Annotated in this window: 14 protein-coding genes; 8 read left to right on the top strand and 6 right to left on the bottom strand. The window is 40.4% G+C overall.

The features are described 5' to 3' along the window. Window positions 1-280 precede the first annotated feature (280 nt). A complete protein-coding gene (locus VM932_RS10395) occupies window positions 281-1261 on the bottom strand; it encodes a GlxA family transcriptional regulator (protein WP_326278743.1) in 981 nt (326 codons plus the stop codon). Between the two features lie 152 nt (window positions 1262-1413). Between VM932_RS10395 and VM932_RS10390 the strand changes: the two genes are divergently transcribed. From VM932_RS10390 to VM932_RS10365, 6 genes are all read left to right on the top strand, one after another. After that, window positions 1414-2454, top strand: a complete 1041-nt coding sequence (locus VM932_RS10390) for a dihydrofolate reductase family protein (protein ID WP_326278742.1) — start codon at window positions 1414-1416, stop codon at window positions 2452-2454. Further along, a complete protein-coding gene (locus tag VM932_RS10385) occupies window positions 2444-2860 on the top strand; it encodes a VOC family protein (protein WP_326278741.1) in 417 nt (138 codons plus the stop codon). Before VM932_RS10390 ends, VM932_RS10385 begins: the two co-directional genes overlap by 11 nt. A 44-nt stretch (window positions 2861-2904) precedes the next feature. Continuing rightward, on the top strand, window positions 2905-3315 hold the full coding sequence (locus VM932_RS10380) for a VOC family protein (RefSeq protein WP_326278740.1): 411 nt from the start codon (window positions 2905-2907) through the stop codon (window positions 3313-3315). Window positions 3316-3448: 133 nt separating this feature from the next. Next, window positions 3449-3871 carry a VOC family protein gene (locus VM932_RS10375; RefSeq protein WP_326278739.1) on the top strand — a complete coding sequence of 141 codons (423 nt, stop codon included), beginning with the start codon at window positions 3449-3451 and terminating at the stop codon, window positions 3869-3871. A gap of 28 nt (window positions 3872-3899) precedes the next feature. Continuing rightward, entirely contained in the window at window positions 3900-4223 is a 324-nt protein-coding gene (locus tag VM932_RS10370) for a hypothetical protein (protein WP_326278738.1), read from the top strand. Window positions 4224-4258: 35 nt separating this feature from the next. Next, entirely contained in the window at window positions 4259-4636 is a 378-nt protein-coding gene (locus VM932_RS10365) for a nuclear transport factor 2 family protein (protein ID WP_326278737.1), read from the top strand. A 101-nt stretch (window positions 4637-4737) separates the two neighbouring features. Here VM932_RS10365 and VM932_RS10360 read toward each other — a convergent pair whose 3' ends face one another. Genes VM932_RS10360 through VM932_RS10350 form a run of 3 tightly spaced genes read right to left on the bottom strand, consistent with a single transcriptional unit; the run spans window position 4738 to window position 6557 of the window. Continuing rightward, entirely contained in the window at window positions 4738-5604 is an 867-nt protein-coding gene (locus tag VM932_RS10360) for a sigma-70 family RNA polymerase sigma factor (RefSeq protein WP_326278736.1), read from the bottom strand. Between the two features lie 15 nt (window positions 5605-5619). Beyond that, window positions 5620-6354 carry an NYN domain-containing protein gene (locus VM932_RS10355; RefSeq protein WP_326278735.1) on the bottom strand — a complete coding sequence of 245 codons (735 nt, stop codon included), beginning with the start codon at window positions 6352-6354 and terminating at the stop codon, window positions 5620-5622. A gap of 8 nt (window positions 6355-6362) precedes the next feature. Next, window positions 6363-6557, bottom strand: a complete 195-nt coding sequence (locus VM932_RS10350) for a small ribosomal subunit protein bS21 (protein ID WP_014031530.1) — start codon at window positions 6555-6557, stop codon at window positions 6363-6365. 735 nt (window positions 6558-7292) lie between these two features. On the opposite strand from VM932_RS10350, the gene VM932_RS10345 reads away from it, so the two are divergent. Next, a complete protein-coding gene (locus VM932_RS10345; protein WP_326278734.1) occupies window positions 7293-8531 on the top strand; it encodes an amidohydrolase family protein in 1239 nt (412 codons plus the stop codon). Window positions 8532-8662: 131 nt separating this feature from the next. Further along, window positions 8663-8977 (top strand): hypothetical protein, encoded by a 315-nt coding sequence (locus VM932_RS10340; protein ID WP_326278733.1) that lies wholly within the window; start codon window positions 8663-8665, stop codon window positions 8975-8977. A 543-nt stretch (window positions 8978-9520) separates the two neighbouring features. Here the strand turns inward: VM932_RS10340 and VM932_RS10335 are convergent. Next, entirely contained in the window at window positions 9521-13180 is a 3660-nt protein-coding gene (locus tag VM932_RS10335; RefSeq protein ID WP_326278732.1) for an alpha-L-rhamnosidase, read from the bottom strand. 86 nt (window positions 13181-13266) lie between these two features. After that, on the bottom strand, window positions 13267-15615 hold the full coding sequence (locus tag VM932_RS10330) for an alpha-L-rhamnosidase-related protein (protein ID WP_326278731.1): 2349 nt from the start codon (window positions 15613-15615) through the stop codon (window positions 13267-13269). Window positions 15616-15655: the final 40 nt, after the last annotated feature.

The raw sequence follows: 15655 nt of genomic DNA, 5'->3' as shown, positions 1-15655 counted from the left end.
AACGGTTCGGCTATTCATCCTTATGAAAAAGAAAGGATTCTTCTTAATGTATTTTACCTGTTGTGCATTATGATTGACATTCGTCAGTTCGAGTGATTTTCGGTGGTTGGGCGAAGTTGAAGCCGAAAAAAAATAAATCGTATCGAGAACCAGAATTTCAGGTCAAAACCCGATTCTCGATACCTGCCTTTGCCGGCAGGCAAAATCCCTTTGGATTTTCACTGGAATTGACGGCCTTTGGCGTATGAAGCCTTCAAAATGCACAACAGGCTACATTATATCAAATTGCAACTGCCCTACTGTACTTATTTAAATATTTTGATGGCGTCATGTTCGTAATCTTCTTAAAAGTATCCCTAAACGCTTTGGGGTCGTTGTACCCAACTTCATACATTACTTCGTTGACCGTTTTTCTTCCTTTTTCCAGTTCTTTCTTGGCAGCTTCCACTTTAACACGCTTCAGGTATTCGATAACCGTGTTTGAGGTAGCCTTTTTAAAACGCCTCTCGAAAGTTCTTCGGCTCACCGCAATTTTATCGGATAGCTCATCAACGGTTATTTTATCTTGATAATTTTGTTCGATAAATTCCTGAGCCCTTAAAACCTCCTTATCGTTATGGGATTTTTGCCCTTTGAAGATGATAAAAGGCGATTGGCTGACACGGCTTATGTCTATTTCAAAAACTTTTGAAGATAGCACCGCCATATCGCGACCAGCAAACTTTTCCACTAAATAAAGGTTTAGGTTTAAAGACGAATAGGCTCCCCCGCTAGTGTACAAACCGTTCTCATCGGTGATGATTTTATCATCCACCAGATTTACTTTGGGGTACATCTCCCTAAACTCACTTGCTGCCAGCCAATGCGTGGCACATTCCTTTCCATCGAGCAAACCTGTACCTGCCAATATAAATGCACCAATGCACAGACTCGCCACTTCGGCACCATTGCTATATTGATCTTTGATCCAAGGAATAAGTGCACTGTTTTTAGTAACTACCTCCTTGTAATCACCATGAATTGCAGGAATAATGATCAAGTCGGTTTTCTTTATATCTTCAATAGTGGTATTTGGTATAATATTGAACATCCCGTTACTTAACCTCGCTGTTTTTTGTGCGCCCACAAGGTGAGTGGCAAACATTGGGGCTTTGCCCGCTCTTTGCAGGGCACTATTGGTCATATTGAACATTTTAAAGGTTGCCTCCAAATTGCTCAGGCTTGAATCGCCTTCTGGAACAAGTATCGATATATGTTTCATTTGCTGAAAATCAATTGATTAACTTTAATTCAAAGGTATATTAAGTTGCTGTCGTAATCAACCCGTTATATTGACGTAAATATACCCCCAAAGTACAAATTAGTACACATATCTTTGGTAACTCCTTGATTGTTAAATAGAAAACAAGTGTTATGAGACAGGTTATTTTATCTATGCTAGTGTCCATCGACGGTTATATTGAAGGGGTGGACAATGATATCAATTGGCACGTTTGGGATGATGAAATGCAAGCTTATATGATGGGTTTTTTGCAAACCATCGACACTTTTATCTATGGTAGAAAATCGTATGAGTTGATGCTTGATTATTGGCCCGATCAAAAAGGTGAATTTGCAGACATAATGAACCAAACACCCAAAATTGTATTCTCCACAACCCTACAAAAGGCAAAAATGAATGCCAGAATAGCTCGCGGAAACGTCACCGAAGAAATACAAAAAGAGAAGGAAAAACCAGGGAAGGACATGGTGTTGTTCGCTGGGGCCAATATAGCCTCTTCATTTATAAAACACAATTTAATAGATGAATACCGAATTATTGTAAATCCTGTGGTGCTGGGAAAAGGAACACCTTTGTTTAAAACCGGGAAACAGCAACAACTCAATTTAGTAAGCGCCAAATCTTTTAAATGTGGCAATGTGCTGCTAACGTACAAAGCAAAAAATATGGACAGGAATATTTTAAAAGCGTATGATACCGCGACCTCAACGCTTATTGAGCTGCTCTCTTCGTTGACCAATGAGCAACTCAATATAAAGCCCACCAAAAATAGTTGGACCGCCGGGCAGGTCGGTGATCATTTGGAGAAATCATACGAAGTATCCAAAATTTTGCTGGGAGAAGTTGAAGATACCCAACGCCCCCCAGACCAAAAACTGGCTGAAATACGTGCGTTGTTTTTAAATTTTGACATCAAAATGGATTCGCCCAAAGCGATTGTTCCAACAAATGACCCCATTGACAAAAAACGTCTTCTTACTAGTTTGGAAGAGAAAATTCAATGGGTCAATACAAATTCCAAGAATATGGACCTGTCAAAAACCTGTCTGGATTTTGAAATCCCAGAATATGGGCCATTTACCCGCCTTGAATGGATCGGCTTTAATACCGTACATACACAGCGCCACATCCATCTACAACAAATCATTAAAACCATAAAAAATGACACCTAAACAAATCTGGGCAAATCTGGGCGTAGAAAATATTGAAAGAACACAAGAGTTTTATCTGGCATTGGGGTTTAAGCAAAACGGAACTCCCTCAAAAGATTTGGTAAGCTTTTTGTTCGGAGAGGATGCGTTTGTTATTCACTTTTTTAAAAAAGAAAAGCTAAAAACAAGTCTTGAAGGAGAGGTGTCCGACCTAAGCCAAGGCAATGAAATTATGTTCACCCTCTCCGCGGAAAGCAAGGAAGAAATCCACGAGTGCATAGAAAAAGTTAAAGAGATAGGGGGAACCATTCGTTTTGACCCTAGGAAGGACAGAAAAAGTTTTTACGACGATAACGGTTATTACGTTGGTGTCTTCGCCGATTTGGATGGGCACTTATTTAACCTCTTCTGCAATTTGAACAAATAATCCCTGCATCAAGCAGGCGGAGAACATAACTTAAACTAAAAAACATGAAAACTATTTGGTTGAACCTACCCGTAAAGGACATTAAAGAATCGAAGGAATTTTTTAAAGCCATCGGATTTAAAGAAAACCCAAGGCATAAAAATGCCGAGCATTTGGGAAGTTTCTATATAGGGGAAAACAATTTTGTGTTGATGTTATTTCCAGAGAACACTTTTAAAGGGTTTGCGCAGAATGAAATCAGTGACACCCAAAAAGGAACGGAAGTATTGATCAATATAGATGCCCAGAGTAAATCGGAAGTGGATACAATGGCTAAAACAGTACAAAAAGCCGGTGGCAAAATCTTTGCCGAACCTGGTGAATCCGATGGTTGGATGTACGCTTTTGGTTTTGAAGATTTGGACGGACACCGATGGAGTATGTTGTATATGGACATGGAAAAAATGCCCGGGTAATCTGATTTTCAGTGTAATGAGATTTATAAATACCCTGACTGACTGCCCAATGGATAGGAATTCGGAATGACGTACAAAAGAAATATTACAAACAATGAATTTTTAAAAACATTAATACTAAAGATCAAAAACAATGAAAGTAAACACGTATTTAAATTTTGACGGAAATGCAGAGGAAGCATTTAACTTTTATAAGACAGTATTTGGCGGGGATTTTATAGCAAATATGAAAATGGGAGATGCCCCTGATGCCGAGAAACTATCTGAAGAAGAGAAAAATCGCATCATGCATATCTCATTGCCACTATCAAACGATACTATTTTAATGGCATCGGACATTGTTCCCTCCATGGGACATTCCCTAAAAAAAGGCAATAACTCCTACATTTCCATTCATCCGGAGAGCAAGGAAGAGGCAGACCGTTTGTTCAATGGTCTATCAAAAGGAGGAGAAATTGAAATGCCAATGGCCAATCAATTTTGGGGCGATTATTTCGGGAGTTTTGTTGACAAGTTCGGTATTCACTGGATGGTAAACTATAATCCACAAAGCTAGTAACCCCATCAATTTTATAAACCGCAATATGGGCAACAGTTTCAATGGACAACAAACAACAATTGTAGAGGTGTTTTGTACCTCGGTAACCACTATTGAAAAAGCGGAATTCCTTTTGGGCAAACTCCAAAAGGAATTTCCTTCTTGTGAAATTAATTTTGATTTGGAAGATTGTGACAATATACTTCGGGTAGCCACAGCAGGAAGTACAATGGACACTGCTCCAATTATTAAGTTGGTAAAAAAATATCAAGAGGATATACAAATCTTACCTGATGAAATCCCTGTAAAGGGCACTGATACCCGCAATGGAACATCTAATTTCCATGACCATTACAATACAATTGCTTAAAATTGACTACTGATAACTGCAATAATCCATCTAAAGTGAAATTGAATATAAAGCCCGACTGTGGAAATGCCCCAAAAAAAGAGCTGGTCAAACACCTTACTTGCTATTTTGCCTCCAACGATATAGAAAAGGCCGTGGAGTTTTTGGATACCCATATCACATGGACTTTAGTCGGAAAAAAAACCGTAAATGGAAAAGGGCAATTTAGAACAGTATTACAGGAAATGCGTCAAAACAAAGTGTGCGAATTAACAATTCACAGCATAATCACCCACGGAAAGGAAGCCGCCATAAATGGTGAAATGTTGATGGAAGATGGGAGTGTATTCGGTTTTTCCGATTTCTACGAATTTACAAGTGCCAAAGGAAGCCGTGTCAAAACCATTGTTTCCTATCTAATTGAGAAAAACTAACCTAAATACTGACAGTACCAAGGAATCCAATCCCCATTCCTCCTAATCAAAAATTAAAAAGGAGGTTTTGTCTTTGAAGACTCTTGATAGAGTTAGGGTGTTCAAACCATGTATTCCTTTAAAAACCCAATATTTGAAGATTTTCTTAGACGGCACAAAGCCTTTACCTTTATTTGTCGAACTCTTTCCTCGCTCAGTTTTAACTCTAAAGCAATTTGTTGAATTCCCATGGATTCGCTATTGCCAACGCCAAAAAACATTTTGATCACAAAGGCTTCCCTGTAATCCAGCATGTTCAAAATACCATCTATTTCGGCATGTAACGATTGGCCTATCATGTTTTGTTCAGGACTTTCCAACTGGTTTGATGGAATAATGTCGTACAGATTTAGCTCCCCATCCCCGACTTGCAATGATTCGTCCATTGAAATAGGCCATGAAGCGTGCTGCATACAAACCTGAATCTCGGATAATGAGAAATCAATAAGTTCCGATACTTCCTCTGCGGTGGGCGATCTTTGGTGCAATTGTTCAAAATGGGAAGAAGCTTTTTTTATTTTATTTATGACATTTATTTTATTCAGGGGCAATCTAACCATCCTCGATTTTTCGGAAAGTGCCTGAATAATGCCTTGCCGTATCCACCAAACCGCGTAGGAAATAAATTTGAAGCCACGGGTCTCGTCAAATTTTGTAGCCGCTTTGACCAATCCGAGATTGCCCTCGTTGATAAGGTCATGGAGGTTAAGCCCTCTTGATTGGTATTGTTTGGCAACGGATACTACAAACCTCAAATTGGCAGACACTAATTTTTCCATGGCCCATGTGTCCCCGTGTCTTATTCGTATAGCTAGAGCCACCTCTTCATCTTCCGTGATCATCGGGATACGGGCTATGTCGTTTAAGTACCGTGTAAGCGATGGGGTATCCCTGTTTGTTATCAGTTTTGATATTGAAAGTGGTCTCATAGCTTATCTGTCTCATTAGGACTTCGTCCTTACGTAAATCAAGTTTCCATTGCCCTTTGGGTTTTTTCTGGAGCCAATTTCAATTTGGTTCAAGGATTTGACCAAAGGGGTCAATTTTCGGAACCCGTAGTTCCTGGCATCAAAATTGGGTTGTTTTTTTTGCAAGAGTGTACCAACTTCACCTAAAAAGGCCCACCCCTCCTCATCCTCCACATCTGCTATGGTAGTTAGGATAAGGTCTATCACTTTGGGAGTGATCTTATCTATTTTACTCTTGCTATTTTTTTCTGTGTCGTTGGCATCGCCTACAGGGGCTTTATGTAATATTTCAAGGTATATAAACTTATCACAGGACACTATAAAGGGATCTGGGGTCTTTCGTTCTCCAATTCCAAAAACTGTCATACCGGCCTCCCTTAATCGTATTGCCAAACGCGTAAAATCACTGTCGCTCGACACCAGGGCAAAACCATTTACCTTCCCGGTATACAAGATGTCCATCGCATCTATGATCATCGCACTGTCCGTGGCGTTTTTGCCGGTGGTGTATCCGTATTGTTGAACAGGTGTTATCGCATTTTTAAGAAGGACATCCTTCCATTTTACCAAACTTGGCTTGGTCCAGTCTCCGTAGATTCTTTTAATGCTGGGGTTTCCATATTTCGCAATTTCCTCCAGCATTTCTTTGACATATTTGGAGGGAATGTTATCGCCATCTATTAGTACGGCAAGGCTTAAATCTTTATCCATAATAAATATTACTCCTCGTTTCTTTTTAAATATTCATTCTTATAGACGGCCTTTGCAAGTTCTTCCCTTTTCTCTTTGGATTTTTTGGTAAACCTTTGGTTTTCCCTAATATGTTTTAACTGTTGGGTGTTCCGCACCTTGTTCCTATATCTTTTCAAGGCTCTTTCAATATTTTCACCGGGAACTATTTTAATTTTTAGCATATGTTTTGTGCTTTAAGGGTTCATGTAATTACAGGCAATCTAAAACATAGGCCTGTTGTCCAAGGATATGTTTGATCCTTGGAAATGCATATAGGGACTTTAGCCATGCAAGCATCAAAAAGATGAATATTCAAACAAAAAATAACCTAAGAAATAGCCTCTTCTGAACTAGGAATTAATAGGGAGAAAGCTGTCTTGATATTTAAGGATTGGAGTACTGATTGTCCATTATCCGCAATGCACAATAAAGGAAAGGATTTAAATTGGATTTAAGCCGCTTTTGTCCTTTTATTTTAATTCCGGTGGAAGGTTCTTTTGCATTTGTGTCGGTTAAAATCCCAAGAAAGGCTATGCTATACAGCCAAAGATGCGGAAGAAGACCATAACTTGGCTGAGGAACCATCCTATCAACAAAAGAAAGGACAACTAAAACAAATCCTGCTCCATAAGATATTTTAACTGATTAAGTTGATTTTAAAAACATATCAAAAAGAGCGTACATAACGGAGCTCAAAAAAAAATGTCGAACAGAGCTATGCCAGAGGCGACGACGTAGATGATATACCTTGACCGTCCTATCCACTTAGCACTGTATTGGAACTAAGTTTATGTGGCACTGATTTTCCGTAAAATTCTTATATTTAAGACCATATCCCCCAGAGACTTATTGAATTACAGAAATGCCATGCCTTGCATTAAAAACAGAAGACTTGGGCGTAGCCAACCTATTTGGTGTTGTATGCAGAAGAAAATTGGATTAATAAACAAGTTGAGCCACATAGAACCAATATTTATGATATGAATAAATTGCTGTTTTTCAGCCTAATAGCTTTAATTCTGATGGGCTGTAACAAACCGCCAAAGTATGATTTAGTCATTGAAAAAGTTAATTTATTTGATGGCTATGAAGACCTAGGCACTGTGAATGTGGCTATAAATGATGATACAATAGCCGCAATAACCGCAAAAAAATTACATGCAGGTTCAACTATAGACGGGTCAGGTAAATTCATGATACCTGGACTAGTCAATGCCCATGTACATGCCAATAGTTTGGAAGATTTAAAAGAAGGCTACCCTTTAGGTATTTTGACTCTTTTGAATATGCATACAGGATTGGAAGAAAGGGAAATTGGCTGGAAAACAATGACAAAAGATTCAATCGGTTTTTCCACTCTTTATGGAGCTGGTCATGCAGCCACAGTACCAGGTGGGCATCCTACTCAATTCAGCCCAGATATGGAAACAATTAATGACTCGCTTTCTGTTGAGGACTGGATAAATCATCGAATCTCCAAAAAGGTTGATTACATAAAAATAGTTCACACTTTAGGTGGATGGATGGATGAGCCAACAGCCCCAACTTTAGACTATGATAAAATTAAGAGGCTTATAGGACTCGCACATAGTAATGGATTCAAAGCTGTGGTGCATGTCGGGGAAGTTGAAGAAATGGAAACCATTGCAAAATTTAAACCCGATGGTTTTGTGCATATGCTGAGTATGAAAAAAGATATTCCAGTCCCGGACAGCTATTACACCACAATTTCGTCTAGCGGTGCTTTTGTTGTACCTACTGCAGGTATTAATTTAAAATCGATGGATGGACTTCCTCCGTTTATGCGGGAATGGATATCAAATAATCTTTTAGACGCAACTGAAAGTGCCGAAATAATAAAAAAAATGTATGAAGCTGGGATATTGATTGTGGCAGGTACTGATGCACAAGAAGGTCAAATGAATTTTGGGGAAGATTACTTTTTGGAGCTAGAGCTATACAAAATGGCAGGATTGTCCAACATTGAAGTACTTAAAACAGCAACTGGAAATGCAGCCAAGGCTTTTGATTTACCTATTGGAGAAATTAAAAAAGGAAGTAAGGCAACTTTTGTCCTTCTCAATGCAAACCCCTTAAATGACCTTGCAAACCTTAGAAAAGTTGAACAGGTTTGGAAAAATGGTAAGACCAATTAATAAGTTACTGTATATGTCAACTAGGTTATAATTAAAGTGGCTTATATTAACCGTTTGAAGTGGTTCTCGGTATCCGACCGAGCCAGATAGAGCGCAATGATGTATATTTAGAGAAAACAAAGACCACCCCTATGCGAGCGATCCTTGGTGAAATTTTTGTCCATGATCCGTCCCAGCCCGTTTATACCAAGGAAGCGCTATTGCGGTTGGACATGAAGATGGCCTTCATGCAGCGTTTGGCCCGTCACTTAGGACTGCTCTTCATAGATGGGGAGGCATCGGAAGGCAATCTGTGCTATGCCTTTGAACCAGGGCTGAACCCAGATTATATCAGCTCATTTACAAAGGTGGACATCAAGAGGTTTCTCGAAAGGACCTTGACAGCCTCCCGTTACCATATGGGAAGGGATGCCGTGGAATTCCCAAAATCCCTGCATTTGGAATAACATCCGCGTGAAAAAACCAACACCCGGACAAAATTATGAAGAAAAGGGACAGACAAGCCCAAATGGCTAGGATTGTATCCTTTTTTTGCTTTCCATACCTTTTTATCCTAGCCCTTTTGGTCAAAGGCCACCAGGTTGAAAAGTTGCAACAGTATGTCCGACCATTTCACCAATACAACCTTTCTTATTGAATTAGGGTGGTTTATTTGTTGTTCACCACGAAAATGACACGGCATTAAACCATATAAATTACCTGAATTACGGGTTTTACAACCATTATTGCCGGATTGACATTCAGTACTTTAATTTTTGAAAGTCAATCAACTATATTGCTGACAAAATATTGTTTTAAATGAAGAATATCCTTTATACAAATAGAGTCTCCAAGTATTTTAGCCCAGGCGATCATGAGCTTATACACCCACTAACCGCAATCTCCCCATAACTTTAAGTACCACAATGTAGCATATGATCTTTCTCTTGGAATCAACGCATCTCTCTAATCAGAAAAGTTAAAGGTCAATCCAATCAAAATGGTTGCTGCTAGTATTGGATAGTAAATAAATAACTTCCAGATTGCAATTCCATGGTAAGCCATCCATTGGTTTGATTTATTTGTCCAATACCCTCCTTAGCTTTAAGTTTTTTTCCAGATTCCTTCACCTTTTTAATAGAGGCGGCTTTTAATGTTAAAGTTGCCGTGGTGTTGGCCGGTACACTTACTCTATATTCCCATCCTCCATCAATCAGTTTCCACTCGCTTTGTATTCTTCCGTACATGGAGTCGTAATATCCCTTGGCATAGGTCATTTGACCCGTGGGATCGGGTATGGGTTCCAAAATAAAGTGTTTAAAACCAGGATGGTAGGGATCTCTTTGGATACCTAACGAGTAATTGTACATCCAAGCTGCAACGGCTCCAAAAGAATAATGGTTAAAAGAGTTCATACTGTTATTGCCCCCAAATCCATCTTCAATGGTATAGGAATTTAATCGTTCCCAAATGGTAGTAGCCCCATTGACCACCGGGTAAAGCCAAGACGGATAGCTAGTTTGCTGTAATAATTTATATGCTGTTTCGTGCCTTCCGTTTTCGGAAAGTGCATGGTTCAAAGAGGCAGTTCCAATAAAGCCCGTCATCAAGGAATACTCGGGTCTTTCAACCCCAAGTTCGTCCACATTGCTACGGACAATGCTTTCCACCAATTGATCCACGGCTTTTTCTTTGTTTTGATCATTAAATGCCTTTAAATGCAGTGGTATGGCATAAGACGCCTGGGTATCCACCAAATCCCCTTTTTTGGGTCGGTCTTCCTCTGATGGCGGTGGGCCAAACCCTTGGCTTACAAACCCGGAATGCACTGTTTCCCCTGTGTTTTGGTTGATATATGTTTGGTTAAAAAATTTCTTTTTTTGCTGGTATTGCGTTTCGTAGTTAGAAGCATCGTTGGTGTTCCCGAGAATGGAAGCGGTCTTCTTCAAGATGTCCAAATTGTACAGATGATAAGCCGTCCAAAACAAGGTATTATCATTTTTAAACCCTTCTGGACTCAACCAATCCCCTAATGGACCTTCATTCAAAATTCCAGATCCTTTATCAATTTTGGAGTCCAAAAATCTCACATAGCGTTGCATGGCTACGTAGTTTTCCTCCAAGACCTTGACATCGCCATATTGTTGGTACATCTCCCAAGGTATAACAATACCTGCGCTTCCCCAGAGTGTTCCTCCAAATCCACCACCAACAGGTGCCACATCGGTAAACCTGCCATCCGCTCTCTGAATATCGCGCATAGACACTAAGTGGCGCCTTAAAAAGGGTTCCACGTTGGCCAAATAGGTAGATGCCTCTGAAAATACATTGATGTCACCACTCCAGCCCATTCGCTCATTCCTGGCCGGGGTATCCGTGGGTATGGAGAGGAAATTGCCCCGCAAGGACCAGGTTATGTTTTTCCAAAAACGATTTACAAGTTCGTTCGAGGTTTCATAGTGGGATGCCAGTTCCTTTATGGAACTGACCACTTTTCCTTTTACGCTGCCAAGTGGAAGCGCTTTATCAATACCTGTTACCTCCAAATATCTAAATCCATGGAAGGTAAATCTTGGCCTGATTCTTTCTTCCCCTCCTTTTCTAATATAGATGTCCTGAGCCAAGGCCGCCCTGATATTTTCAAGCATCACCATACCAACATTATTGCCAGATTCCTCAAGATCGGGGTAGGTTACCTCGGCATAACGGAGTGTTATGGTATCTCCTGCTTTTCCCTCGGGTAAATCAATCTCCGGAAAGCCCACCATGTTCTGTCCCATGTCGTAAACAAAAACGCCTGGCCTGACTTCTTTTACCGCTTTGGGCATCAAGGTTTTTACTATGGATGGGTTCTCCCCTATTTGCCCAACCAATTGCATATCGTCATAATCCAGCCCTTCGCCTATAAAAGCGGTTCCTTCGAGTGGAACCTCGCTGGCAGATTTCCAAGAAGAATCATCATAGGTTGAAGTGGACCAATCTTGAACGGCCCTCTCTTTGTTGGCATCATAGACCTCGCCCTGAAAGAAGCTTCCATAACGTACGGGACCATCAGTGAACAACTTCCAATCCGTTGTATTGGTGGTCAAAATTTGTTCCGTTCCATCAGTATAGTTGACAACCAATTGACCAAATAAGGACTGTCTGTCCCCAAAATAGTTCCAGTTTTCACCACTATAGGTAATATTGCCGCTCCACCAGCCTTCGCCCAACCAAGCACCAATTATGTTTTCCCTTTCTCCTGATTTCAATAGGTCGGTAAGGTCATACGTTTGGTACATGTGGGTCTTGTTGTACTGCGTAAGTCCGGGGGCAAAATAGCTGTCCCCAACGCGTTCTCCATTAAAGTAAATTTCATAGATACCCCTTGAGGTAACATATAATCTGGCTTTTTGTATCTCCTTATCTTTTACGGTAAAGCTTGACCGTAACATGGGAGCGGCATTTTTACTTGGGTCGGCCAAAATGAGCGCACTTTTATCATCGCCATAAATACTGTATCCATCTGCGGAAATTGTTAATTGGTCAGACTTGGAAGCGGTACTAAAAACACCCAAATAGGAATCTGAATCTTTCAATTTTTCATGAAACAAAGTATTGGAAGGTTGACGGAAGTTCTTCACTTTAAGTTCGGATATCACCATTTTTTGGCCCTTTTTGGCCCAAAAACCAATGTCTCCCACCATAGGGAAACTGATGTAATTGTTGCCCCTGCCCACTGGGTTGAGATTAAACCCTTGGCTCCCCCAAGGTGAAGGGTTTTCCAAATCGGATTTGGAAATCCTGTTCTGCTTTTCCCTGCCATCCAAGTAAACATCAAATAACCCAAAGTTGCAGTCTATATAAAAAGTATGTTGTTCGTATTTATTCGCTTCGTTGACCAACGACTTTGGTATGGAGAAACTAAAAAGTGGTGCATCTTTTGAATCCCCAGTATCGTAACCTACTCGGTAAACATGCAATTGTGCGCGTTTATTTTCTGAACCGTCCACTTGGGAAATATCCAATTCAAACGCGATAAAGCTTTCATCCAAGCCATTTTCAACACCTTGGACGTTCAAATCCCTGTTCATCAATCGTTTGTCATTGGCACCAAATACAAAAGCACCTTTTGTGGATTTTGATTTTTCATCCAACTGTATGGCATATTCCAATTTATATACGGATATATACTGGGAGTAGAAAACCAAATCCTCATCGTCCCCCCCTATCCATTGTGCTCCATTCCAAGCTTCGGCATTATCGTCGCTTTCCAAGAGACCGGTTTCAAACCAAGACTCCCCCTCGAAAGTGTTTCCTTTTTCGTCCCAAACCGTGATTTTCCAATTGTATCGAGTTCTTGCTTGTAGCGTTTCACCGCTATAGGCTACCCCTAAAGATTCGGCATTGTTTTGTCGTTTGGAATCCCAAACCAAGTCTCCATCCTCATCGGTTACAACAATTTGATATGCTCGCTGCCCATATCCTCTTTCGTTATCGTCGGCCTTCATCTGCCAACTGAAATTAGGATTGGAAATATCGACTCCCAAAGGTTCTTCCATATAGTCCACTCTTAAGTTTTCTATGGAAAGTTGGCCTATGGCCAAAAAAGAAACATTAAAAAGCAGCAGAAAAAGAGCGAATGTACTTTTTCTCAAAAGGCTCGATTGCCTTTGGTTATAATTATCCATCCAAGTTTGTTTAGTTTTCTATCCAATTATAAGGTATAATTCCCAAATAACCGTTCTTATCTGTTCTGACGACAAATATGCTTTTTTTATAGGTTGAATGTGTTGGTTCCAGACTTGATCATAGTACTTTTTCCTTGCCAAACAAGCTCACCTGTCACACCATCCGGCAAGGTAATCGTAGCCTCTAGCTTTTTACCTGACTTCTTGTAATCCACGGATATCATTCCTGCAGGGTGAGGCATTTCTCCTCCAATTTTTTTGATGTCACCTAAATTTGGGGCAATCCTTACGGTTTTAAAGTTGGGCGAAGCACTTTCTATCCCCAAGAGAATTCTAAAAAACTCAATGTTGGGACTGGAACCCCAAGCGTGACAATCGGAACGAGTGGTTTCCACTTGCGAGGTTTCCCCCCATGTGGTCAACCCTAATTCCATATTCTTTCTCCAAACATCCAACCATTCCAAATATTGGTCGCCATATCCTGCCTCATTTAAGGCCAAATGCAAATAGTAACTAAAATAAATGGAAGTTGGTGCCAAAGACTCATTCTCCAAAAGGGATTTACCAATGGCCTTTTTGGTATCCTCATCCACGATGTTGGCTAAAATGGCCAAAGAATTGGCATGTTGGGAATACTTTTCTTTAGCCGGGGTATCGGCGAACAATTGTTTGGATTCGTCCCAATACTTTTGTTTAATGGTTGCTGTCAATTGATCGGCCATGGTGGTATACAGCGTTACAAATTCAGGTTTTCCCAATTCTTTTTCTAAAGCAATCCCTGATTGTAAAGCATGTAACATTTGAAGGTCCAAAGCCGCGGATGAACCGTCTTCAGCCATTGGGGCCATACCAAAGTTCCATTCCGGTACCCAATCGGTGTAATTCCACCCGGGAACATTTTTCAAAGAACCATCATCATCCAAATAGGTGATAAAATAGTTCAATACTTGACGGGAGCCCATCAATTTTTTGGCGATAAAATCAGCATCGCTACCGTACATCATATAATCATAGAGCATGCTCACATACCACAAGGAATAGGTTGGAATGACTTGATCTTGTCTATCTGGATATCTGCTCAAGGTATGTCCGTTGGGTTGTCTTGAATAATCAATCAGATTAATGGCATTTTTGATCAAACGATCATCTCCACTATTGTAAAAGGAAACAAAATGTTGAATCCTGGTATCTCCCACATACTGTAACCTTTCGTAATAAGGACAGTCCATATAGGTGTCCACGGCACAAAGACGTGCTGTTCTCCAACCTATTTCCATCATATCGGAAAGCTCTTCCCTATCGGAGATTAAATTGGCCTTCATTTGGAAAGGATATCCTGTGAACGTACCATGGACATCATTGATAATCAATGCCTCATCTTTGGTCTTCACATCCAACTCAACATACCTGTAGGTTCTATAGGTCAATGAGGTATATTCTTGATTGGCCATACCATTGGAAATGATACTGTCCCTTCTTCCGGTCATGGTCTTGCCTTCGATAATATCACGATTTCCTTTGGCTCCCTCGCTATCGTAAAGTCCCTCGGCATATTGAACCGTGATCACACTATTTTTCCCTCCACTGAACAATAGGGTCAGATAAGCATTGGTCAAATGTTCCTGGTCCAATAATATTTTGATGTGCGAATTGGCATCCACTTTAATATCTGTGGGGTTTTCTGGAAAAGATGAAGGAACTTTCACCCCTTCCGATTTTCTTACCGTGGCCAAACGCTCCTTGGTCAATTCCATTTCGGGTAAAATTGATGGTACCAAGTTCCACCCTTCTTGTTGCCTGAATCCAAAACCTTGCTGTACCGCTTCAAAAACAGTAGTGGCCAAAGACCATGAACTATCGTCAAAATCTATGGCTTTCCAATGGGTTAGCGTTTTGTTCATATCTATAAAATCTCCTGCTCCGGCAGCGTAATATCCTCTAATATGCTGTTCCAGAGGGGTATAACTTTTATCCTCGATAACCTTCCAACTTTTATCGGTATCCACCACTTTGGCCAACTCGGTTTGTCCTTGCACTATCAAGGCAGTTTTATAGGAAAATTGAGCTACAGCACGCAAATCGGCTTCGTTCCACACTTTTACGGCCAAGGTATTTTTCCCTTGTCTTAAGTGTGAGGCTATATCCACAGTTTGGTAATTCCAATGTTTGATATCGCCCCAGTTGGGCCCAACAGAGGCAAGGGTACCGTTTACAAAAAGTTTGTAGCGGTTATCCGCCGAAATACGGATGGGAAATTCATTTGGAGCCTTATCCAAATTGAATGATTTGCGGAAAAGATACATTCCGGCCGCTTCGGCATCGGAACCTCCAAGGGTAATCCATGTTGCCGTCCATTCGGGTTCGGCATCGGATCTACGCTGCCCCATTAAGGTCAGGGTCGAAAATAAAATCAGTAATGTTAGAAAGTTTCTCATGTTGTTTGTAAATAGCTTAGAATTTATATGCTGATCAATC

Source organism: Flagellimonas halotolerans (genome assembly GCF_035818535.1).
GTDB classification, from domain to species: Bacteria; Bacteroidota; Bacteroidia; order Flavobacteriales; family Flavobacteriaceae; genus Flagellimonas; species Flagellimonas halotolerans.
The sequence above is the reverse complement of the archived record's forward strand: the minus strand, read 5'-3'. Positions and strand labels throughout refer to the sequence as shown.